The 20,040-nt window shown below is 62.8% G+C and carries 23 protein-coding genes; 9 read left to right on the plus strand and 14 right to left on the minus strand.

The genetic code is table 11. The features are described from left to right. Nucleotides 1-32: 32 nt before the first annotated feature. The 4 genes from ACZ1JV_RS01185 to ACZ1JV_RS01200 are packed head-to-tail and all read left to right on the plus strand — an operon-like array spanning nucleotide 33 to nucleotide 2,482. Nucleotides 33-791: a hypothetical protein gene (locus tag ACZ1JV_RS01185; RefSeq protein WP_465149254.1), complete on the plus strand. Its 759-nt coding sequence runs from the start codon at nucleotides 33-35 to the stop codon at nucleotides 789-791. Then, nucleotides 788-1,570 (plus strand): hypothetical protein, encoded by a 783-nt coding sequence (locus ACZ1JV_RS01190; RefSeq protein WP_465149255.1) that lies wholly within the window; start codon nucleotides 788-790, stop codon nucleotides 1,568-1,570. The genes ACZ1JV_RS01185 and ACZ1JV_RS01190 overlap by 4 nt, the downstream gene beginning before the upstream one ends. 17 nt (nucleotides 1,571-1,587) lie before the next feature. After that, nucleotides 1,588-2,184, plus strand: coding sequence for a cytochrome c oxidase subunit 3 (locus tag ACZ1JV_RS01195; protein WP_465149256.1), 597 nt, complete (start codon nucleotides 1,588-1,590; stop codon nucleotides 2,182-2,184). A 4-nt stretch (nucleotides 2,185-2,188) separates the two neighbouring features. Next, on the plus strand, nucleotides 2,189-2,482 hold the full coding sequence (locus tag ACZ1JV_RS01200) for a cytochrome C oxidase subunit IV family protein (protein WP_465149257.1): 294 nt from the start codon (nucleotides 2,189-2,191) through the stop codon (nucleotides 2,480-2,482). A 1-nt stretch (nucleotide 2,483) separates the two neighbouring features. Here ACZ1JV_RS01200 and ACZ1JV_RS01205 read toward each other — a convergent pair whose 3' ends face one another. From ACZ1JV_RS01205 to ACZ1JV_RS01240, 8 genes are all read right to left on the minus strand, one after another. Then, nucleotides 2,484-3,053, minus strand: a complete 570-nt coding sequence (locus ACZ1JV_RS01205; RefSeq protein ID WP_465149258.1) for a TetR/AcrR family transcriptional regulator — start codon at nucleotides 3,051-3,053, stop codon at nucleotides 2,484-2,486. A gap of 90 nt (nucleotides 3,054-3,143) precedes the next feature. Continuing rightward, nucleotides 3,144-4,049 (minus strand): LysR family transcriptional regulator, encoded by a 906-nt coding sequence (locus tag ACZ1JV_RS01210; protein ID WP_465149259.1) that lies wholly within the window; start codon nucleotides 4,047-4,049, stop codon nucleotides 3,144-3,146. Between the two features lie 49 nt (nucleotides 4,050-4,098). Further along, nucleotides 4,099-5,073: a fumarylacetoacetate hydrolase family protein gene (locus tag ACZ1JV_RS01215; protein WP_465149260.1), complete on the minus strand. Its 975-nt coding sequence runs from the start codon at nucleotides 5,071-5,073 to the stop codon at nucleotides 4,099-4,101. 2 nt (nucleotides 5,074-5,075) lie between these two features. Then, nucleotides 5,076-5,864 carry a cyclase family protein gene (locus ACZ1JV_RS01220; RefSeq protein WP_465149261.1) on the minus strand — a complete coding sequence of 263 codons (789 nt, stop codon included), beginning with the start codon at nucleotides 5,862-5,864 and terminating at the stop codon, nucleotides 5,076-5,078. Continuing rightward, the gene (locus tag ACZ1JV_RS01225) at nucleotides 5,861-7,018 is read right to left on the minus strand and encodes an alpha/beta hydrolase family protein (protein ID WP_465149262.1); all 1,158 of its coding nucleotides are present in this window, start codon (nucleotides 7,016-7,018) and stop codon (nucleotides 5,861-5,863) included. Before ACZ1JV_RS01225 ends, ACZ1JV_RS01220 begins: the two co-directional genes overlap by 4 nt. A gap of 15 nt (nucleotides 7,019-7,033) precedes the next feature. After that, nucleotides 7,034-7,483, minus strand: a complete 450-nt coding sequence (locus ACZ1JV_RS01230; protein ID WP_465149263.1) for a nuclear transport factor 2 family protein — start codon at nucleotides 7,481-7,483, stop codon at nucleotides 7,034-7,036. After that, on the minus strand, nucleotides 7,483-8,385 hold the full coding sequence (locus tag ACZ1JV_RS01235; RefSeq protein WP_465149264.1) for a VOC family protein: 903 nt from the start codon (nucleotides 8,383-8,385) through the stop codon (nucleotides 7,483-7,485). The genes ACZ1JV_RS01230 and ACZ1JV_RS01235 overlap by 1 nt, the downstream gene beginning before the upstream one ends. A 25-nt stretch (nucleotides 8,386-8,410) precedes the next feature. After that, nucleotides 8,411-9,535 (minus strand): FAD-dependent oxidoreductase, encoded by a 1,125-nt coding sequence (locus ACZ1JV_RS01240; RefSeq protein WP_465149265.1) that lies wholly within the window; start codon nucleotides 9,533-9,535, stop codon nucleotides 8,411-8,413. A 411-nt stretch (nucleotides 9,536-9,946) separates the two neighbouring features. On the opposite strand from ACZ1JV_RS01240, the gene ACZ1JV_RS01245 reads away from it, so the two are divergent. Together ACZ1JV_RS01245 and ACZ1JV_RS01250 are read left to right on the plus strand one after the other, a co-directional pair. Then, a complete protein-coding gene (locus ACZ1JV_RS01245) occupies nucleotides 9,947-10,990 on the plus strand; it encodes an AI-2E family transporter (protein WP_465149266.1) in 1,044 nt (347 codons plus the stop codon). 67 nt (nucleotides 10,991-11,057) lie between these two features. Then, on the plus strand, nucleotides 11,058-12,161 hold the full coding sequence (locus tag ACZ1JV_RS01250) for a trypsin-like peptidase domain-containing protein (protein WP_465149267.1): 1,104 nt from the start codon (nucleotides 11,058-11,060) through the stop codon (nucleotides 12,159-12,161). A gap of 16 nt (nucleotides 12,162-12,177) precedes the next feature. Here the strand turns inward: ACZ1JV_RS01250 and ACZ1JV_RS01255 are convergent, their stop codons facing one another. Continuing rightward, on the minus strand, nucleotides 12,178-12,777 hold the full coding sequence (locus tag ACZ1JV_RS01255) for a beta/gamma crystallin-related protein (RefSeq protein ID WP_465149268.1): 600 nt from the start codon (nucleotides 12,775-12,777) through the stop codon (nucleotides 12,178-12,180). A gap of 46 nt (nucleotides 12,778-12,823) precedes the next feature. Then, nucleotides 12,824-14,074, minus strand: coding sequence for an endonuclease/exonuclease/phosphatase family protein (locus ACZ1JV_RS01260; RefSeq protein ID WP_465149269.1), 1,251 nt, complete (start codon nucleotides 14,072-14,074; stop codon nucleotides 12,824-12,826). A 365-nt stretch (nucleotides 14,075-14,439) separates the two neighbouring features. Between ACZ1JV_RS01260 and ACZ1JV_RS01265 the strand changes: the two genes are divergently transcribed. After that, nucleotides 14,440-14,634 carry a ComEA family DNA-binding protein gene (locus ACZ1JV_RS01265; RefSeq protein ID WP_465149270.1) on the plus strand — a complete coding sequence of 65 codons (195 nt, stop codon included), beginning with the start codon at nucleotides 14,440-14,442 and terminating at the stop codon, nucleotides 14,632-14,634. A gap of 3 nt (nucleotides 14,635-14,637) precedes the next feature. Here the strand turns inward: ACZ1JV_RS01265 and ACZ1JV_RS01270 are convergent, their stop codons facing one another. Continuing rightward, on the minus strand, nucleotides 14,638-14,793 hold the full coding sequence (locus ACZ1JV_RS01270) for a hypothetical protein (RefSeq protein WP_465149271.1): 156 nt from the start codon (nucleotides 14,791-14,793) through the stop codon (nucleotides 14,638-14,640). Between the two features lie 16 nt (nucleotides 14,794-14,809). On the opposite strand from ACZ1JV_RS01270, the gene ACZ1JV_RS01275 reads away from it, so the two are divergent. Next, the gene (locus tag ACZ1JV_RS01275; RefSeq protein WP_465138921.1) at nucleotides 14,810-15,052 is read left to right on the plus strand and encodes a hypothetical protein; all 243 of its coding nucleotides are present in this window, start codon (nucleotides 14,810-14,812) and stop codon (nucleotides 15,050-15,052) included. Between the two features lie 116 nt (nucleotides 15,053-15,168). Here ACZ1JV_RS01275 and ACZ1JV_RS01280 read toward each other — a convergent pair whose 3' ends face one another. The 3 genes from ACZ1JV_RS01280 to ACZ1JV_RS01290 form a co-directional block, all read right to left on the minus strand. Beyond that, nucleotides 15,169-15,618, minus strand: coding sequence for a hypothetical protein (locus ACZ1JV_RS01280; protein ID WP_465149272.1), 450 nt, complete (start codon nucleotides 15,616-15,618; stop codon nucleotides 15,169-15,171). Between the two features lie 302 nt (nucleotides 15,619-15,920). Next, the gene (locus ACZ1JV_RS01285) at nucleotides 15,921-17,045 is read right to left on the minus strand and encodes a zinc-binding metallopeptidase family protein (RefSeq protein ID WP_465149273.1); all 1,125 of its coding nucleotides are present in this window, start codon (nucleotides 17,043-17,045) and stop codon (nucleotides 15,921-15,923) included. Between the two features lie 539 nt (nucleotides 17,046-17,584). Further along, nucleotides 17,585-19,555: an acyltransferase family protein gene (locus tag ACZ1JV_RS01290; RefSeq protein ID WP_465149274.1), complete on the minus strand. Its 1,971-nt coding sequence runs from the start codon at nucleotides 19,553-19,555 to the stop codon at nucleotides 17,585-17,587. A gap of 104 nt (nucleotides 19,556-19,659) precedes the next feature. On the opposite strand from ACZ1JV_RS01290, the gene ACZ1JV_RS01295 reads away from it, so the two are divergent. Then, entirely contained in the window at nucleotides 19,660-20,037 is a 378-nt protein-coding gene (locus tag ACZ1JV_RS01295; protein ID WP_465149275.1) for a (2Fe-2S) ferredoxin domain-containing protein, read from the plus strand. Nucleotides 20,038-20,040: the final 3 nt, after the last annotated feature.

Raw genomic sequence — 20,040 nt, forward strand, 5'->3', positions numbered from 1 at the left:
GCCACCGCCGAAGGTGGCGAGGGAGAGCATCGATGGAAACGATCCGGGGCCGCATCACCGGCTCGACGAGCCTTGATGGAGCGGCACCCAGCGCCAACGGCGAAATGCTGTTGCTCTGGTCGCTGCCGGTAATCGGACTGATCTGGCTGCTGGCCTTCCTGACCTTTCCCGGCTTCGTCCAACCGATGTCCCCGGCATGGTCGGCGGAGAAAGTCGCCGCGTTCTATCGCGATCCGGCCAACCTTCCGCGGATTCGCTACAGCATGATCGTCTTCAACTGGTTCGGCGTGGCGCTGATCCCGTTCCTGGCGTTGATTGCCGTTCAGGTGCGCCGCATGGCCCATCGCACGCCGATCCTGAGCTATTGCTTCATCGGATGCATCGCCGGCGGACCGACGCTGTTCTGCATTGCCGACTTGTTCTGGCTGATCGCGGCCTTCCGCCCGGAACGCGATCCCGCGCTGATCCAGCTTTTCAACGATATGGCCTGGGTGACGTTCACCAGTCAGGTCGGCTTCCTGATCGCGCAAAGCGTGTTCCTGGCATTGGCCATCCATCTCGATCGACAGGAGCAACCGGTCTTTCCGCGTTGGGTCGGTCCCTTCAATCTGGCCGTCGCCGCAGCCATGGTGCCAGCGGCCTTTGCTCCGCTGGCCTTGCACGGCCCGATGGCCTGGGACGGACTGCTCTCGTTCTGGGTGAAGAACGGCGCCATCGCCGCGTGGATCGTGGTGATGGGCATGGTCGTTGCCCAAACGATCATCCGTCAGCGCGCGGAGGCTTCGGCATGAGCACGCTGACGGCGGAGGCGGTGTGCAAACCGGACTCGCTCCCCAAGAAAGTCGCACGAAACTGGCGCCATCACCCGAAGCTGGAGCTATGGCTGGCGTGGTACACCATCGTCGTCTTCTACAACGTCTTCGGCATCGTCTTCTTCGTGGTGACGCGCACCCAGCCGCCGCCGAAGGCATGGTGGAGCCTGCCGCAGATCGCCCAATGGTTCGCAGACAAGCACGATGGGCTGCTGGCGGGCTTTTGCGTGATCTTCATGATGGGCGCATTCGCCACCGCCTCCACGGCACTGATCACCTATTCGATCCGGCGGATGTCGGTGAGCCCGGCTTTCGCCTATGCCTATCTGCTGCTCTATTCGCTGGCGGCCGTTCCGGGAATGCTGCTGACCTGCATCGCGCTGGTCGTCGGCGCCATGCGGCCGGATCGTGATCCGCGATTGCTGGGCCTGCTCTACGACATGGGCTTCTTGTCATTCAGCGGGACGATGGGGATATTCCTTGTCGGTTCGGTTGTCTGGGCCGTCGCCATCCTGCTCGACCGCAATGGCGTGCTGCCCAAATGGTTCGGCTACTTCAACATCTGCAACGCGTTGACCGAGTTCGTGGTCGCCACCTGCTGCATCGTGAAGAGCGGCCCGTTCGCGTGGGACGGCACGATCGCCTTCTACATCAACATGGTGGTCTTCGGCATCTACACCGGCGTGTTCATCACATACCTGAAGAAGCTGATCGAGCAGGAAGACCCAGCCCGCGACTACCTGCCGAACCGTCCCTGATCCTTGCGAGACGTAACATGACGCAGCCTGCCCTTGCCGTCCGACCATCAGCATCCACCACACCCGCATCAACAACTCCGGGCCAGCCGGACATGTGGGTGCTGGTGATGATCGAAGCACTCACTTTTTCCGCCTATTTCGTGGTCTACACTTTCTTCTATCGCCGCAATGCGGAGGCGTTCCTGCAATCGCAGAGCCATCTCAACCTTTCGCTGGGCGTGCTGAACACCGTGGTGCTGCTCACCAGTTCGTGGTCGATCGCGCGCTGTGTGGAGCGATCGCGCGCCGGCGACTACCGCGCGGCCCTGCGCAATGCCTGGCTGACCGTTGCCGGCGGCATCGCGTTCACGGTGCTGAAGCTCTACGAATGGAGCGTGGAGATCGGCAAGGGCCTTACCTTCAGCACCGATGCCTTCTTCTCGTTCTACTATTTCCTGACCGCGATGCACCTGCTGCACGTCATGGTGGGCTTCATCGCGCTGGGGGTTGTGGTCCACCAGATCGCCAACCCGGCCCGCCGATCGCAGGAGATCATCGAGACCGGCGCCACCTTCTGGCACATGGTCGACTTCCTGTGGGTCATCATCTTCGCGCTGATCTATGTGATGAGGTGATCGCATGAACCTGTCCCCACCTGACAAACTCTCCGGACCGCTCCGATTGCTGCTGAGCTGGTTTGCGCTGACCGCGATCACGCTGCTGGCGTGGTGGATCGGCGCGCATCACGGCAACGGCCCGTTACGCCCAGATGCCGCAGTGGCCTTCGGTGTCATGGCGATCGCGCTGATCAAGGTGCGGGTGATCCTGCGCGAGTTCATGGACGTCCGCCACGCTGGCCCGCGTCTGCGTCGGATCACCGATACATGGCTGATCGGCTTTGCAGCAGCCATGGCGGCCGCATACCTGCTCTAAATCAGTCAGACTGCGCGATCAGCTGCGCGACGAAAAGGCGGTCCATGATCTCTCCCACCTGCTCCGCCGAAAGCTGTCGTGCGCTGGACAGCCACCAGGTCAGCACTTCCACGGTCAGGCCGATCACCAGCACGGTACCCACGCCTTCGGGAAGCCAGGTCCGCGCCGATGGCCAGTCCCGCGCGCGTTCCAGCGTATGGGCGGTCAGCGCCTCGCGCACGATCCCCGCCGCGCCGCTGGTCAGCAGCGCCGACCAGACGCGCCGCTTTTCCTCGACATGGCGACACAGGGCGACGCACGAGGCGCGGCTGTCTTCGGAAGCCAGCAGCGGGAAGCTGTAATCGATCAGTTCCGCCGCTTCGGTATCGGCCAGATCGGCCAAGGCGGCCTCCTTGGAGGCGAAATGGCGGAAGAACGTAGTGTAGCCGATGTCGGCTTCGGCGGCGATGTCCTTGATGGTGATCTGCTCGATCCCGCCGTTCTGCAGCAAAGTCTGCAGCGCATCGCGGATCGCGCGGCGCGTCTTGCGCATGCGCCGGTCCATCGTCGCTTCATTGGCTGGTGCGGCCATCGCTGCCATCCCTTCGATACAGAAAGCAGTGATTTAGCACATAAGGATCATTTCATCCATAAGTGATCCGGTGTATCATAACTGGACCGCTCACCCCTCCGCCGCCGTCCGCCGCACTTGATCGATCAGGTAGCGCAGACCGCTGTCGGTCGACCGTGTGCGGTGATACTGGGCCACTTCCCACATGCTCGGGAACTCGAACGGCACGGCAGTATAGGCGATGGGCAGCGCATGGCTGAGAACTTCGGCCAGCCGCTCATGCATCAGCGCCAGCCGCATCGTACCGCGCAGCATCCACGGCACCAGGGTGAAGGAAGATACCACCGCCTCGATCCGCCGCTCCCGCTCCAGCGATCGCATGTACTTGTCGGCAAAAGTGGTTTCGCGGTGGCTGCCGATGGCGACCGCCACATGGCCGGCGGCGAAGAAATCATCCTCGGTCATCCCGCGCGCGAAAATCGGGTTCTGGTCCCAGCCGGCGACGACGATGCGTTCCTCGTAGAGGTCCTCGGTGGGGTGCGTGCTCAGGAGGTAATCGCGAGGGCTGATCATCAGGTCGACCGTGCCGTGCTTCAGCCGTTCGAGCGAGCCTTCGTCGGGCGAGATGAATTCGAAGCGCAGCAGCGGCGCCTCCCGCGCCAGCCGTTCCGCCACGCGGACGAGCACGGCGGCCACCACATAGTCCGACGCGATCACGCGGAAGGTGCGCGGCGTTTCGGCGGGATCGAACGGCCGGGTTGAGGCCAGCAGCGAGTCCGTCGCGCTCAGATAGATGCGCAGCGGCTCCGTCATCTGCTCGGCAAACGGCGTTGCGTGCATGCGCCGGCCGTCGAGCACCAGCAGCTCGTCGCCGAAATACTGCCGCAGCCGCGCCAATGCCGCGCTGACCGCCGACTGGCTGAGACCCAGCCGATCGGCGGCGCGGCTGACATTGCGCAGTTCCAGCAGCACGTCCAGCGCATGCAGCAGGTTGAGATCGAGACCCTTGTAACGCACCCGTAAGCCTTCCGTCCGCGCGAAGGGGCGCCCCCTTCGCCGGGCGACGTTAGGCGGGCGTCATCTGTTTGGAAACGACCTGTTGGTCGATCGCCCCGAACGGCGCGCTGCCATCGGCCATGCGGCCTTCCATGCGGATGCGGTCTCCGAAGGCCATGAACGGCGTGCTCGGCTTGCCGTCGCGGATGATCTCGATCGCGCGGACTTCCGAGATGCAGCTGGAGCCGACTTCGGCATAGTTCGGGTTGGACACGGTGCCCGATCCGATCACGGTTCCGGCCACCAGATCGCGGGTGAGCGCGGCGTGGGCGATCAATTCGTGGAAGCCGAAGTCCATCGATGCCGCGCTCGCCGCGCCGAACCGCGCGCCGTTCCATTCGACGGCAAGGTCCATGCAAACGCGGCCATCGCGCCAGGCATCGCCCAGAGCATCGGGGGTGACGCCAAACGGCGCCATCGAACAGGGTGGCTTGGCCTGCACCCAGCCGAACCCGGTTTTCATCTCCACCGGCGCGATGGCGCGCAGCGACCAGTCGTTGATCTGGACCACCAGCTTGATGTGCTGCAGGGCCTCTTCCGCCCGCGTGCCCATCGGCACATGATCGACGATCACGCCGAACTCGCCCTCGAAATCGATGCCATGGGCGGGATCGGCGAAAGGCACCGGATCGTTGGGGCCGTAGAAGCGGTCCGACATCCCCTGATACATCAGCGGGCGATCGGTATCGACCGGAGGCAGATTGAAGGCGATCTGCATGAGTTCGCCGTGCGTGCCGAAAGCGGACCCGTCCAGCCACTGCCACGAACGCGGCAAGGGCGCGCGCAATCGGGCTGGGTCGAGATGACCGCCCCCGCCCGCCGCAAGCACTGCGGCCAGACGGCGCAAGTCCGCTTCCGCCGCCTCCCAGCGCTCCATCGCGGCCAGCAGGTTGAGCCCCGGCGCGGCGAGATAGCGCGCGCCGTCGCCCGACACGACGACCAGTTCGCCATCCGGGCGGCCGTTCTCCAGCGTTGCAAGGCGCATGGTCAGTCCTGAAAAATCGCGACCGCGCGGGTCCAGCCGGCTGAGGCGCCCTTGATCTTGTGCGGGAAGCACGAGACCGTGAAGCCGTGGCCGGGCAGCACTTCCAGATTGTGCAGCTTTTCAAGGTGACAGTAGCCGATGTCGCGGCCCGCCTTGTGCCCTTCCCAGATCAGCGAGGTATCGCCGGTTTCCTTCACCTTTTCGGCGGTGTAGCTGAACGGCGCATCCCAAGACCAGGCATCGGTGCCGGTAACGCGCACGCCGCGTTCGGTTAGGTACATCGTAGCTTCGTAGCCCATGCCGCAGCCGCGGTTGACGTAGTTGGGCTCGCCCAGCGCCTTGCCGGCGGCGGTGTTGACCAGCACGATGTCGAGCGGCTTCAGGTCATGCCCGATGCGGGCGAGTTCATCCTCCACATCCTTGGCGGTGACCACGTAGCCATCGGGGAAGTGCCGGAAATCCAGCTTCACGCCGGGCTGGAAGCACCATTCGAGCGGCACTTCATCGATCGTGATCGAGCGCTCCGGCTCCCCGTCTTTGCCGTTCATAGTCGGGTGAAAGTGATAGGGCGCATCAAGATGCGTGCCGCTGTGCGTGGTCAACTTCACCCATTCCGAGGCCGCGAAGCCGGCGCCGTCCGGCGTATCCTCGGCCGTCACGCCGGGGAAGAACATGTCCAGCTCGCCCGCCGTATCCATATGCGTCTGGTAGGTGATCTCGGGCTTCAGGAACGGCGGATCGCTGACCACATCGTTGCAGAGCGTAATCGAAAGATCGACAAGGCGTGTCATGCGGTTTCTCCTCCGAGGGTCTCGGCGAACCAGTCGGAAATCAGGTCGCGGCCATAGGCCATGTTGTCGGCGCCGACATGCTCCACGCCGCCTTCGCGGTCGGTGAAGATCACCTTCTCGCGGCGGGGCGAGTTGACCAGCTGGTCGTAGAGATCCTCGGCATAGTCCACGCTGATCTGGCGGTCGTTGGCGCCATGGGTGACGAGGAACGGCACGCGGATGGAATCCATGTGGCCGTTGAGGTTCATCGCCTCCGATTTGGCGAGGAAATCGTCCTGACCCTGCGCGCCAAAGGCCCAGTGAACGTGCGCCCAATAGTGCGGCACCGGGTTCTCGCCCTCACGCGCCATGCGCTTGTCCTGCACTTCGCGCCAGTTGTGGTTGGCACCCCAGACCGCGCCCGAGGCAAAGCGCGGCTCATAGGCGACCGCACGCGGTGCGAAGTGCCCGCCGAGCGAAATGCCGGTCATGCCGATGCGCGCGGGATCGACGTCGCCCTGCTGCTCCAGCCAGTCCACCGCCTTGCTCGCCCAGCTTTCGGAATGGGGATCGACCGGCAGGTCCTGCAGGCGCAGCGCCTCGCCCGATCCGGGCTGATCGACGCAGAGCGTGGAAATGCCCCGGCGCGCCAGTTCCTGCGGCAGACGGGTCCAGTAGAGCAGCTCCTTGCAGCTATCGAGGCCGTTGCAGAACACCACCACGGGCTTAGGGCCCTCCCCCGGCGCGCGCGTGAACAGCGCCGGCATCGTGCCGGTTTCCAGCGGGATTTCCACGCGCTCCCGGTTCAGGCGGCCCAGCACGGTCGAGCGGTCGAAGGCATCGCGCGCCTTTGCGTAAGTCTCCTTACGCCCGGGGTGGCCGTGCCCCTGCATCCGCTCCGCCGTGATCAGATAGAGCGAAGCGCGTTCCAGCTTGTTGGAAGCGGAGAACTGGCGCCCCTTCGCCTCGTCTTCGGCGGCGAGTTCCAGAAGCTTGTCGCCCATCGCCGCCCAGGCCTTCATGAACTGCGGCGTGCCCGCATCGGCGCCGTTCGCCGCCGCATCGCGAATCGGCTGGCACATGTCGATGATCTCACCGAGCTGCGCGCCCGATTCCATCGCGATCGATACCGAGAGGTTCCAGATGTAGTTCGGAAAGTATTCGAAGAGGGCCAAAGGGGGCTCCTGTAATCAGAAATAGGGGTGCGGATTGACGGTCTGCGTCTGAATCGGCTGGAGCACATCCCAGTGCTCGACGATCCGGCCGTCCTTCAGGCGATAGATGTCCGCGACCGCGCCGCCGGGATTGTCCGGCGAAGGGCGACCGTGGAGGTGGATCATCGCCATGTCGCCATCGACCAGGATGCGCTTCACGTCGAACGAGGCGCCAGGCACGGAGAACTTCGGCTCCAGCATGGCGATGGCCGCTTCCCGCCCGTCGAGGATGGCGGGATTGTGCTGGATGTAGTCCGCCGCAACGTAGCGTTCGAAGGCCGCGCGCACGTTACGCTCGGTGTAGAACAGGCGGGCAAAATCGGTCACGACCGCGCGGTTACGCTCGGTCAGACTGTCCGGCCCCCGCGCCGAAACCAGCGCAAGGGCACAGGCGGCAAGCGCCGCGATCCGAAGCCCGCGCCGCATCAGGCGTCAGCCGGCTGGAACAGCCGCGCGTCGGGCGCGGGATGCGGCATCGTCTGCGGGCCGCCGACGCCGATGCCCCACTGGTCCATGACCTGCGGCCCGGGAATGTGGACCTTGTGCTGGTGCGTCTCGAAATCGACCTCTTCCAGTTCCGACGTGTACTCGACCGCGAAACCGGCCGGCGTCGTGAAGTAGCTGAAGGTGTTGTTGCCCGCCGTGTGGCGCCCCGGCCCCCAGCGCAGATCGGTGCCGCGCTGCTTCAGGCGGTGGATGCCGCGCATCATGTCGTCCACCGAAAGCATGTCATAGGCCACGTGGTTGAGGCAGGGCGGCCCGGGCAGGATGGCGACGCGGTGATGCGCCTCGTTACAGCGGAGGAAGCACATGAAATCGCCCAGCCAATCGCTCACCTTGAACCCCAGCACATCGGTGAAGAAGCTGACCAGCGCCGGATGATCGGGCGAGTGCATGACGATATGGCTGATCTTCACCGGCACGCCTTCCCAGCGCGCCATGTCCCGCTTGCCGAGCCGCTCGACACCCGACGAGATCTCGAAAGGCAGCCCATCGGGACTGAAGAAGCGGAAGCCATAGCCGCCACCCGGGCCGTCCAGTTCGCGCGGAGCGAAGATAACCTTGCAGCCCGCCGCGACGACCTTGCCGTGCAGCGCCTCCACATCCTCGCGGCTGTCGGCGGCGAAGGCGATCACTTCGACATGATTGGCGGCGGACTTGTGAAGGCGGACGACGTGATGTTCGTCATGCCCCTGCGTCTTGAACCAGACGTAGTCGTCGGAAGCGGTGACTTCCTCCAATCCCCAATCCTGCGTGTAGAAGGCGCGTTCGGCGTCGAAATCCTCGACGCCATATCCGACGTAGCGGATTTCGGTCACTCGGCTCATGGCTGCAATTCCTTGAATCAAAATATCAAATGGGCTGGCTGACCACCGCGAACATCTCTGCGGTGGCCTTGTGATTATCGACCGGCGGGCCCTTGCCGATCTGGCCGTGGCAGATCGCCAGAGAAGCCTCGACGATGTAGCGGCAGCGTTCGTAGCGGCGGGCGCGATAGGCCTCGAAAGCCTCTTCCGGATCAGCATGAGCGGAAAGTTCCTCGGCCAGCACGATCGCATCCTCGATCGCCATGCCCGCACCTTGCCCCAGATGCGGCGTGGTGGCGTGGACGGCATCGCCCAGCAGCACGACGCGGCCCTTGTGCCAGGGTCCATGCACCATCATGCCTTCCAGCGGGCGATAGACCACGCCTTCGTCCTCGGTGATCGCCTGCGCCAGTTCGCGGATCGCAGGCGCGGTGCCGACCAGCTTCTCCCGCATCCGGTCAGCAAGGCCTTCCACCGCATAGCGCGGGTTTTCCGGCTCCGGCGTGGTGGCGTACATGTACATGGTGTCGGCCGACATCGGCACCAGACCCACCCCGGTCGGCCCGTTGTAGACATGCAGGGCGTCCAGCCCTTCGGCGCGGGGAAAGTTGTAGCGCCACACAGACTGGCCGGTGAATTCGGGGCTCTCGGCGTCGGGCAGGATCATCTGGCGGGTCTGCGAATAGACGCCGTCCGCACCGACGACCACGTCGTAATCGCCCTCGCCACCATCCGAAAAGCGAACGTGGACGCCGTTTTCTTCCTGATCGAGCGTCACCACGGTCAGGCCCAGCCGCACCTCGGCGCCCAGTTCGCGCGCGCTGTCACCCAGCACCTTTTGCAAGGCGCGGCGACCGATGCCGACGTTGGAAGGCTTGCCCTCCACCAGCGCGGGCGTGGGAATGCGGGCGACGCGGGTGCCATCCGGAATGTAGATCTCCACGGCATCGAACCCGCAAGCGGCGTCGAGAAACGCGTCGAGCACGCCAAGCTGGTCCATTGCCCGCACCACGTTGGACTGCTGGATGATGCCCACGCCGTAGACCGACCATGCCGGATCCTTTTCGATCACGGTCACCCTATGCCCGGCGCGAAGCAGCGCAATCGCGGCCGACAGACCACCGATCCCGCCGCCGATGACGAGGATGTTCAGGGATGCGGCTTCGGCCATTTTCGCACTCACTCCACGCACTTGCGGGCCCCTTGGCGGGGCTGCGGATCACACATGAGAAGTCGGGTATGGCAGTGCCCGCAGGCGCGCTTTCGCCGCGGGCCCGCGAAGTCCGTCATCGCCTTCAGCGCAATCCGGTGCCGGACTGCCATCGCCTCTCTCGTTTATGCGCCCCGGTCATGTTTGGGCCGCTAGCCTTGAAGTCGCACGGCCGGGCGCATTACGGAAGTGAATTGAAATGATAATTTTATATCAATTCCGTCGATAGGTCGGAAGCAGGTCCGCCAAGCTTTCTCGCGCCTCTCTCAGGCCTTTCCCGGTGCCTCTCTAGGGGCCTTCCCCATCAATCTTGTCTGGCTTGCCCATATGCGGGTATCGTCTCTGCCAGCGTTCACCTGCATGGGGGCGAATATGGCCGGTCGAGCAATCACCGCATCGGTCGGCATGATTGCCGCCATCCTGGTGCTGGTCGTTGCCCGGCAGGCAAGCAGCGTTCTGGCGCCGCTGGCATTCGCGCTTTTCATCATCGCCATCGTCTGGCCCTTGCAGCAATGGCTGCAGTCGCTGATGCCCAAACTGCTGGCGCTGGCCTTGACCATGATGGCCACGGTTTCGGTCGGCCTATGCTTTGCCGCCGCGATCGTCTGGGGGGTCGGCCACGTGTGGCGATCGCTGCTGACGGATGCGGCACACTATCAGGCGGCTTACGAGAATGCCCTCGGTTGGTTTGAGGGGCACGGAATTTCGGTGCAGGGCCTGTTGATCGAGCATTTCGACACGGCGCGGATGCTGCGGATCGCGCAGCAAGTGGGTGGGCATCTGCACACCACGCTGATCTTCTGGATCGTGACGCTGACTTACGTGATCCTGGGCCTGCTGGAGGTGGACGACATGCGCCGCCGTATCGGCGCGCTGGCCAACCGGGAAGCCGCGCGCATCCTGATCGACGCCAGCCGCAGCACGGCAATCCAGTTCCGCCGCTACATGCTCGTGCGCACGCTCATGAGCGTGCTGACAGGCCTGCTGGTATGGGCATTCGCCGGGATCGTCGGCCTGCCTTTCGCGGCCGAATGGGGCGTGATCGCTTTCGCGCTGAACTATATCCCCTTCATCGGCCCGTTCATCGCCACTCTGCTGCCCACGCTGCTGGCGATGTTGCAGTTCGACACCTGGCAGGCCGTGATCGTCGTGTTCCTCTGCCTCAATGTGATCCAGTTCATGGTCGGCAGCTATATCGAGCCGCAAGTCGCCGGCAACGTACTGTCGATGGCGCCGCCGCTGGTGCTTTTCGTGATCTTTCTATGGACGTTCCTCTGGGGCTTCCCGGGCACCTTCATTGGCGTGCCGATCACGATCGCGCTGCTGACCTTCTGCCGCGAACACCCGCGCAGCCGCTGGGTCAGCGATCTGTTGGGCAAAGGGGAAGGCCCCCTTTCGGGGAACCCGGGCGCCTGACCGGGGGAGTTTGGCCGCATGGAACGATCGCAATCGCATACCGTCGCTTTCGCTGGAGGAGGCCCCATTGCGCATTATCGGAAAAATGGCCCATCTATGGCTCGCCCTGACGGCCTTGACGGCCCTGACGGCGAGCTGCCGCGACGACCGGGCGCAAAAACCGCCCGAAAAGGCACCGTCCACCGAAGCCGTCCAGCGGGTCGATGCCACGGCAAGCTTTGCCGGACTGGTGGGCAAGACCGCGCCCGCCGTCGTCAATATCGCCGTGGCCCAACGATCCCCTTCCCAGGACAATCCCTTGTTCCGCGATCCCTTCTTTCGCCGCTACTTCGGCGAGCCGCCGCAACAGCAAACCCGCCTTTCCGCCGGATCCGGCGTGATCATAGACGGTCGGCAGGCGATCGTGCTGACCAACAATCACGTGGTGGAATCCGCGCAGGTCATCCAGGTCATGCTGACGGACAGACGGCGTTACATCGCCGAATTGGTGGGAACCGATCCGCCCACCGACCTTGCGGTGTTGAGACTGCGTGCCACCGGCCTTCCGCAGATCGCGCTGGGAGATTCGGACGCAGTGAAAGTCGGCGACCAGGTACTGGCGATCGGCAACCCGTTCGGGCTGGGGCAGACGGTGACTTCCGGTATCGTCAGCGCGCTTGGCAGGGGGCAGAGCAGAGACGGTTATGAAGGCTATATCCAGACCGACGCCGCGATCAATCCGGGCAACTCGGGCGGCGCCCTGATCGCGATGGACGGCACGATCATCGGCATCAACAGCGCGCTCTACGGGCCCGGGTCCAATGTCGGCATCGGGTTTGCCGTGCCGTCCGCCACGGCGCGTTTCGTCGTCACGGAAATCCTGTCGCATGGCACAGTGCGCCGGGGCGGCATCGGCGTTTCGATCACCGACACCGTGCCCGCGGCAACGGGCGAAGCGCCGGTTCCCGGCGCGCTGATCGCGGGGATAGCGTCCGGCAGCCCGGCAGCGCGCGCAGGGCTGAGAGTGGGGGATGTGATCACGGCCGTATCCGGGCATCCCACTGCCACCGCTTCCGCGCTGCGTGACATTCTGGGACGCACGCCGATCGGAACGATGCTCGACCTCACCGTCAGGCGCGGCACCGCAGACCAGCAAGTTCGCGTACAGCTAAGTGCGGGACGGGCTTCGTGAATTTTCAAACGCTCTCTTACAACAGGGCGCGTGCGCAAAGGACATCGGCAACGTAAGTCCTTCCCTGATCGGTTTCCGTGGTCTGGCTGCGCGAAACCAGCCATCCCAGCGAGCGGCAGAACTGGTTCGCTTCCTGCCGTGCGCAGTTGGAGCCGCCCTGGCATTCTATCCGCTGCCCGTTGCGCCGCGGCGCGGGAAAGAATTCCGATGCGGTTCCGCGCAAGGACTGTCCGACCCCGGTGCCCCACCCCCCTGTCGGCCGGATGGATGCGATGCTGCGAAATTGGGCATTGAGCGTGGGCTGATCGCGATCGATCGTCGTGCACCGGCCCGTGAAATTGCGCCCCGTGCAGATCTGCCACTCGCCGCTTCGCACCCGTATCGACCGCGCTTCCCAGCCGAGGTTGAGGTCCGTTCGCGATCCCGTGATCGACTGGAAGGGGCCGCTGAAACGCGCATCGCGATGGATGATCGCTTCCAGCCCGCCCTGGTTCTGCGCCGTTGGCAGCGCGCGCTCGCTCTGCTGGCTCATCGGCTGCGGATCGGTTTCCTGACTGGCGGCGACTCCCGCCGTCAGCAATCCCGCCAGAAGCGTGGTTCCGAGAAGTACCCGCATCGCCGTTCTCCCAAAGCCGACTTCCGCGTGAATGCGGATGCCGATGTCAGTGCGCCAGTGCCGTGGCCGGGACGGCAGGGCAGATGCTGCCCGTCGCCGGCGCATTCGCTGGCCAACTCAGTTCGTAGACCACGCGAAACCCCTCGTGGTCGGAAAGCACCGGGCCGCTCGGCCCGTCATCGAACATGCCCTCTGCCCGGATCGGCCGAATTTTCACCACCTCTCCCGGCGCAAAGAAGTGCTTGTCCTGCACGCGGCGCCATTGGTCGGGATGCTCCCAATCCTGCAGCACTTCGCAGCCGCTCTGTTTATCGGCACAATACCGATGGACATTGTCCAGAGCGATCTTTCGCTTGAACAAGTCCCAACGAATGTCGGAATTGCGCATGTTGAAATCGCCGGCAACTATCGTGGGATGCCGTTCATCTCCGTTTGAATCGACAAAGCTTGATAGTTCAACGGTTTGGCGATGGTGGGCAGGGGCGTGCCGTTCGGCCGATACGCCGGACGCGCGGCGGGCCTGCATATGCGTGTTGAAGATATCGATGGTGCCGGGCACGCCGGGAATCGCGATCTCCGCGTAAAGGACACCCTTGTTCGACAGGCAATCGAAGCCCGCGCAACTGCCGCGGGCAAATGGTCGATAGCGTGTCGAAACGATGGGCCAATCGGTTGCGGTGACCAAGCCGCTGGACAGGAAATTCGCCCGAATTTCCCCTCTGGCTATGCGGCGATTGCCCGGCAGCGGGCCTTCCGTATTGGGATCCTGCCGCGATCGGGCACGGGGACCCGCGGTTATGCTCTGGTAATCGGCGTCCACGACGGCGCGCGCGGCGGTATTGCTGAACACCTCCTGGAAAACGACGATCTGCGGCCCCGTTCCTTGCGCCCGAAAGGCCGCCAGCCGCTGCGCGATCTCCCGCAGGAATGGGCCGCGATTGCGGCGCGCGGGCCAGGGCAGGCCCTCTATATTGTAGGTCAGCACATCGATCCGGGCATAGGCCGTAGAGCCATCGGGCGAATAGGTTATGGCCGGCCCGGGCGCATAGCCGCATTCCGCGGTACGCACGGCCGGCAGGCTCATGCAGCCGCCCAACAGCAGCGCCGCGCCAATCGCTGGAAGAGTCTTCAGAGGCAGGCCGGTGCGGAACGGCAGTTTCAGAAGCCCCGGCCCGCCTGCAGTCACCATGTTTGCAACGACCATGCCTAGCAGCGCAGAGGCCGCGCCGCCGAACGAGGGGTGGCGATTGCGGAAACGAGGACGCGATCGCGCCGGGTTTGGCCACTTTTCCATCATGGATCAGTGTTCTGCAAGGGGAGGACCGGCAAATCATGGCAGACAACCGCGATCCTATCAAACCATTTGATCCCTGATGAAGGCAAAGGCCAAGTCGCTATGGCGGTTCACCCCGATAGCGGCCGCCAATCGGCATGGAACCTAAGGCCGGATCGAGGGTTTCCATAATTCATCAGGACATTGGAGTAATGTCATGCGCTCTGGACTTCTCTGGTTGATTGGCGTTCCGATCCCCATCATTCTTCTCGTTGCCTATTGCTCCGGGCATCTTTGAATATATCTGCCCATCAATTGCAGATACAATTCAAGCCTCATCTTATTTTGTCTCCGCATCTGTAACGCTGCGGAGCACAGGGCAATTACCGATGCGTAGCCTTGTCGACATCAATAGCGCCAGCGCCGAGGAACTGGATGCCGTGCCATGCCTGAAAGGCCACGGTTTCGAGATCGTCCGCTTTCGCGAGGAGCGCGGAAAGTTCACCGAACTGCGCCAACTTGACGAAGTGCCCGGGCTTTCCGGAAAGGTCGATCCGAATGCAGCGATAACGATCGGTTCCTGACCCTCAGCAGGCTCCCGGTTCGCCGATCCAGGTCGCGTGGGTGAAATCGGGTGCGGGATGGAAGGCGGCAATCGGAGATTCGGTTCCGAAATCTGCCGTCCCGGACACGCCGACATTGCGGGCATTGAAATCCTCTGCCAGCGCCTTGGATTGGCTCATGGGCAGGAGTTTGCATATGTTCGATCCGCAGGTGATGAAGGCGCTAATCGACGTCGCGATTTTCTTGGAATTTTCGGACGATCGGATCATCGACCCTGACGCCGCGGTGTCGGCGTTGGAGGATTTGGCAGCAAATTTGCAGATGGCCGCACCGGAAACTCGCGCCGCACTCACGCAGGGTATCCGATCCTTAGTTGGATCTTATCCTGACCGCGTCGGATTTGTATCGAACCTTCCAGAAACTCTCGGTATCGCTTAAGAATTCTAAGTCCTCTGCGACGGCAGCTTTCCCGACAAAGCGGTATGGCCGATTTTCAGAGTTTTAACCGGAAACCTGCCATTCCGGACACGCCAACAAAGCGGACGCTCGTCTGCTCAATAAAACAGAAAATAGTCTCCGGCATCGAAGTCGTTAGGGATTTTCCCATCCGCAAAATTGAAATCATCTGACGTCGTCGGAAAGCACATTCTTGGCCAGTTCAGCCAGCCATAGCTAGTTAGATCTTGGCTATCCATGTCATGCGGAAGCCAGTGATCTCTGAAATAAGCGATCACCTGCTCAGGTTCCCCAAGCCAAACCTCCGCTCGTTCGCCCGTTATGACGTTGGCTATAAACTTATCGGCAATTTCCACACTCTGATCGTGTGGCGGAGGCATAGCATATATCTCTCGTTGATCGAGCCGAGCCTTTAACTCCGCCAAAAAGAGCGCTGTGGCTTCGGGAAAGCTTAGCCCTGAATGGAATTTTCGGAAAGCTTCCCAGTCTACCTCGGGAAAATATCCAAATGGCCACTTTCGAAGAAATTCGACCGCAGCTTCAATCATAGTACAACCTACCGTCATATTCGGACTTAAGGCAAAGGGAGGCCCTGCCTGAACATAACTTCTGCGCGGTATTTACAAGTTTGCCAAGATGCGACTTTTGGATTTTATGCCACACGAACCTTCGAAAGCCACCGCCGAACTGCGGAAAATCTACGAAAACTCTAAGTAGCGTTTCCGACATCACCGAACGTCTGCAGGTCCGCTTCCCCCGACATTTCCGCCATCCGCGCACGCTGTGAGCCTTCCTAATAGCGGACGATCGTTCAGGCAGAATTTATCCACCCGGCCTAAGGCGTAATCGCTCACTCGGCCACGGTTCCGCATGCCGGGACCGCGCCGTCCGCCCTCCCCTTCGGCTCCGCCGCTTTCGCCACCAACCGCGCGACATAGTCCAGCTTGTGCACGATCGCGGCGGAAAGATGGAACGGGTAGAGATCCGGCTGCCCCATCGCCCGGTTCATGGCATTCATGCTGAACGACAGGGGCGCCATCATCTCCGCAAGCTGCGCGGCATCGGCCGTGTAAGGGTCGAAGCTCGGCGAAGGCGACTGGCCTGCCCATTCGTCGATAGAGGACAGCGAAAGCCCGAAACCGCCGGCCGTGGCCAAAACGTCCACAATGTGAAGATAGTGGGCGAACGTCTCCGCAAAGTCCTCCCAAGGGTGTGACGTCGCATAATAGCTGACGAAATCGTCGGTCCAGACTTTGCCGCCGCCTTCGGCATAGTGCGCCTGAAGGCTGGCCTGATAGTCGGCCCTCTCGTCACCGAACACCGCTCGGAAGGCGCCGACTTCGGCCGGATCGTTGCCGACGAGGCGGGACCAGAAATGGTGCCCCACTTCGTGCCGGAAATGCCCCAGCAGCGTGCGATAGGGTTCGCCCATGGCGTGCCGGATGCGCTCGCGCTCGGCATCGTCGGCTTCCACCAGGTTGAGCGTGATGACGCCGCCGTCATGCCCGGTGAGGACTTGCGGCGTTCCCGCTTCCTCGGCGGCGCGGTCGTAGAGAAAATCGAAGGCCAGCCCCTGCCCGCCGCACGGCGCCTGCGCCCGGGTCTCCAGCGGCAGTCGCAATTTCAGGAGCGTATGGAACAACCGGCGCTTGGCTTCCTCTATCCTGGCCCATCGCGCCGGCACCGAAGGCTCGGAAAGGTCGGGGATGGTGCGATTGTGGCGGCACGCGCGGCACAGCGTGGTCGGTTCGTCCTGCGGCACCAGCCAGTTGCAGATCTGGAAGTCGTCGTTGTTGGCGCAAACGACAACGTCGGCCGCGGCGCCGTGCCCGTCGCGCCAGCGCGTGGCGTTGTCGGCCAGAAACCGGAATGCGTCGGCCGCCGGATCATATCCCAGCGTGGCCGAACAATCCGGGCAAAGCCGCGCCTCGAAATGCAGCAGGCGGCTACAGTTCGGGCAAGGAAATGCACGCATCGGATCGTCCCCGTATCGAAGAGCTGTGCTCACGGCTCGCTCTTTCCTCGGAAGCGAAGCGAACCCGGCGCCCCGCGGTTCCCGGCATCGGTCCGCCGCATGCGCTCAACTGCCGTTCCGACGCGATTTTCAGCACGACAGATTTTCGGGGCCTCGCGGGCGATGATGGAACCGCAAGGATCGGTCCGCCGTTCTATGGCTAGTGGAAGGGCTTAAGGACCAGAATTCACCCATGAACGGGATTACCGAAGTCGACCGAGAAGCGGCAAGAGTACTACGCGAAACCCTCGCCGATATATGCGGGTTCTGGCATCGCACCGATGACGACGGGCCGTTGTGCCAGGCACTGGCCCGGCACCGCATCGAGGCAGAGCAGCGACTGTCCGTAAAGCTTGCTCCCTTTCTGATGCCGCCGGCGATCAGGCTTCCGGCGACTACGGCTTCGGAAAGGGTTCGCTCTTTGCCGCAGTTCGAAGGGGTTAGCATTGCTGTGGCCCACCATGGGTCGGAACCGTGAAAGTCAGCCGCTTTTACGGATCCTAATTGTACAGTGCCGATATCAGCGGCTGGAATGCGAAGGCGGCGCCGGTTTCGCTCAGATGCTCGGCGTTGAAATAGAGCGCACCGGTCTTGCGATCATAGGCCCGGCAAACGCCGCCGCCGCACAGCATTTTCGCGGGATCGACAGTCGACAGATCGCGGCGGTGTTCCCTGGCAAGTCCATCGACGAAACTGTTCCAGCGGGCGTTTTCGACCCGATATTCGGATTCCCTGATCCCGATCGTATCGACGGGTTGCCCTCTGGCGCTCGCAAAGCCCAGTTTCGTGGGCGGATCGGCTTTCATCACGGGTGTTTGCTTCGCCACCACAACGCGCTTGCCGGCGCGCAACAGGGCATCGATCGATTTGTCCATGCCTGCGATCACCTTCTCGCTATCGTCATGATACCGTTCCGAGTTGGCGATCAGGATCACCGTGGCGATCCGATCGTCGCCCACCAGGCCTGCCAGTGACTCTGCGTTACGCTCCGCGCAATGCGGCCGTTCGGTCGGCGAATACTGCAGGGCCGGGGGGCAGGCCGACGTGGTGATCTCCATCACCGATCGGCCGTACTTCGCCGCACGCTCGCCAAGCGCAACGGCCAGTTCCGCGCCGTGACTGTCCCCCCAAACCGCCACGTCGGGACGGGTGGACGGCGCGCCGTAAGCGCAGTTTTCGGCATATCGCATGATCACCGATCCCCCGTCGTCATGACATTTCGCGCGCTGGGTGTTGAAGTCCGAAGCCGCCGAGAAGTAGGCGTTTGCAGTGGGCGAAAATCTCTCGGGCAATCCTTTGCCGATCAGCAATCCGGTGCCGAGCAGGGCAACCGATGCAAGCGCCGCCGCGCTGACCTTCAGATACGGGACATTCTGCCTGCCCGGCGCAAGAAACGGCGTCTCTACGAAGCGATAGGACAGACAGGCGAGAACGAAGGAAAGGGCAACGGCCAGGACGACATGCAGGGAGGTTATCTCGTCAAGAAAGTAGTTCCGGGTAATGGACAGCACCGGCCAGTGCCAAAGATACCAGGAATAGGAAATGTTGCCGATGAACACCATCGGCCCGCCGGATATCAGCCTGCCGCCGGGTGAGTGGCCATCGCGGCCGCCGGCCAGGATCACCATGGCGGTCCCGATGCAGGGGACGAGGGCAGCGATACCCGGAAAGCGCGTCTGGCTGGTGAAACCGAATATCGCGATGGCCACCATCGCCAGTCCGGCAAGCGAAACCGCCGCGCGCACGCGTTTCTCACTGGGCACCGGAATGAAGTTCAGCGCCAGAAGCGAACCGGTCAGCAATTCGAACGCACGCGAAGGCAGAAGATAGTAGGCCGCTCCGGGCGCGGCGCGGGCAAGCATTTCGGATCTTGCCAGAGACAGTCCGAAGACAACGACCGTAGCCCAGAAAAACCCCTTTGGCCCCGCCAGGCGAAAGGTCACCAAGGCGAAAATCGGGAAGAAGATGTAGTATTGTTCTTCAACCGAAAGCGACCACATGTGCAACAACGGCTGCAGATCGGCCGATGTGCCGAAATAGTTGGTGGACATTCGGAAATCGAAATTGGAAACGAACGTCATCGTCGTGATGATGTTGCGCCCCAGATCGCGATAACTTTGCGGAGATAGAACGAAATAGCTCGCCGCGGCGGTGCACAGCACCATCACGATCATTGCCGGAACGATCCGCCTTGCCCGGCGCACGTAGAAATCGCGGATGGAAAAGCGATGCTCCGTGACACCGCGCATGATAATCCCGGTGATCAAGTAGCCTGAAATGACGAAGAATACATCGACGCCCACATAACCGCCGGTAATCACGGCCGGGAAAGCGTGCGTGGCAACCACGCTCAGCACTGCGATCGCGCGCAGTCCCTGAATATCCGGACGAAAGGATTTCTTGACGCCGGCACCCACGCCGACTTTCGCGGCGCCGCTCGCGCCCCTGTCGCCCAGCGTTATCACATTCATGACTTGCCCCCGTCCGTCAGGTCTTCGCGTTATACCACGAAGTTACGGGACGACGAACGCGCAGGGTGCGCCTCCGCAAACCTACGGACTGATACGGAACACGCATGGCCGAGGATATTGGCACCGCCGGGCGATGTGCCTACATTGCGATCATGCTTCGCACCGTGCCCGCCAAGACCCAGCGTGTCGTACTCGTCTGCAGCAAATGCTCGAAAAAGATCGGCGGCGGATTTGGCAAGCAGGGCAAAAAGACCCTGGCAAAGGAACTGCGAAAACTGGCGGACGGCAGGAAAGGCCGCAAGTCGCCCCTGCTTGTGGTCGAATCCCCCTGCCTGAAGCTCTGCCCGAAAGGCGCGGTCGTTGCCGTGAATGCCACCGAACCCGAAAAATGGTTCGTCATCCCTGCCCATACCGATGTCGAAGTCGTCGCGGAGAGAATGGACCTGGGCCGTGCCCCGGCGAAATTGCCCTGCACGTCGTGAAAA

This window comes from Novosphingobium sp. BL-S-19, from assembly GCF_055521675.1.

Coding starts and splice junctions, on each gene's coding strand:
- ACZ1JV_RS01255 (WP_465149268.1), bottom strand. CDS start 12,777: ATGCGGGTACTTCTCGGAACCACGCTTCTGGCGGGATTGCTGACGGCG.
- ACZ1JV_RS01215 (WP_465149260.1), bottom strand. CDS start 5,073: ATGCGCCTTGCAACGCTGGAGAACGGCCGCCCGGATGGCGAACTGGTC.
- ACZ1JV_RS01285 (WP_465149273.1), bottom strand. CDS start 17,045: ATGCGTGCATTTCCTTGCCCGAACTGTAGCCGCCTGCTGCATTTCGAG.
- ACZ1JV_RS01190 (WP_465149255.1), top strand. CDS start 788: ATGAGCACGCTGACGGCGGAGGCGGTGTGCAAACCGGACTCGCTCCCC.
- ACZ1JV_RS01245 (WP_465149266.1), top strand. CDS start 9,947: ATGGCCGGTCGAGCAATCACCGCATCGGTCGGCATGATTGCCGCCATC.
- ACZ1JV_RS01240 (WP_465149265.1), bottom strand. CDS start 9,535: ATGGCCGAAGCCGCATCCCTGAACATCCTCGTCATCGGCGGCGGGATC.
- ACZ1JV_RS01290 (WP_465149274.1), bottom strand. CDS start 19,555: ATGAATGTGATAACGCTGGGCGACAGGGGCGCGAGCGGCGCCGCGAAA.
- ACZ1JV_RS01185 (WP_465149254.1), top strand. CDS start 33: ATGGAAACGATCCGGGGCCGCATCACCGGCTCGACGAGCCTTGATGGA.
- ACZ1JV_RS01280 (WP_465149272.1), bottom strand. CDS start 15,618: ATGATTGAAGCTGCGGTCGAATTTCTTCGAAAGTGGCCATTTGGATAT.
- ACZ1JV_RS01200 (WP_465149257.1), top strand. CDS start 2,189: ATGAACCTGTCCCCACCTGACAAACTCTCCGGACCGCTCCGATTGCTG.
- ACZ1JV_RS01230 (WP_465149263.1), bottom strand. CDS start 7,483: ATGCGGCGCGGGCTTCGGATCGCGGCGCTTGCCGCCTGTGCCCTTGCG.
- ACZ1JV_RS01235 (WP_465149264.1), bottom strand. CDS start 8,385: ATGAGCCGAGTGACCGAAATCCGCTACGTCGGATATGGCGTCGAGGAT.
- ACZ1JV_RS01270 (WP_465149271.1), bottom strand. CDS start 14,793: ATGAGCCAATCCAAGGCGCTGGCAGAGGATTTCAATGCCCGCAATGTC.
- ACZ1JV_RS01260 (WP_465149269.1), bottom strand. CDS start 14,074: ATGATGGAAAAGTGGCCAAACCCGGCGCGATCGCGTCCTCGTTTCCGC.
- ACZ1JV_RS01220 (WP_465149261.1), bottom strand. CDS start 5,864: ATGACACGCCTTGTCGATCTTTCGATTACGCTCTGCAACGATGTGGTC.
- ACZ1JV_RS01295 (WP_465149275.1), top strand. CDS start 19,660: ATGGCCGAGGATATTGGCACCGCCGGGCGATGTGCCTACATTGCGATC.
- ACZ1JV_RS01195 (WP_465149256.1), top strand. CDS start 1,588: ATGACGCAGCCTGCCCTTGCCGTCCGACCATCAGCATCCACCACACCC.
- ACZ1JV_RS01275 (WP_465138921.1), top strand. CDS start 14,810: ATGTTCGATCCGCAGGTGATGAAGGCGCTAATCGACGTCGCGATTTTC.
- ACZ1JV_RS01205 (WP_465149258.1), bottom strand. CDS start 3,053: ATGGCCGCACCAGCCAATGAAGCGACGATGGACCGGCGCATGCGCAAG.
- ACZ1JV_RS01265 (WP_465149270.1), top strand. CDS start 14,440: ATGCGTAGCCTTGTCGACATCAATAGCGCCAGCGCCGAGGAACTGGAT.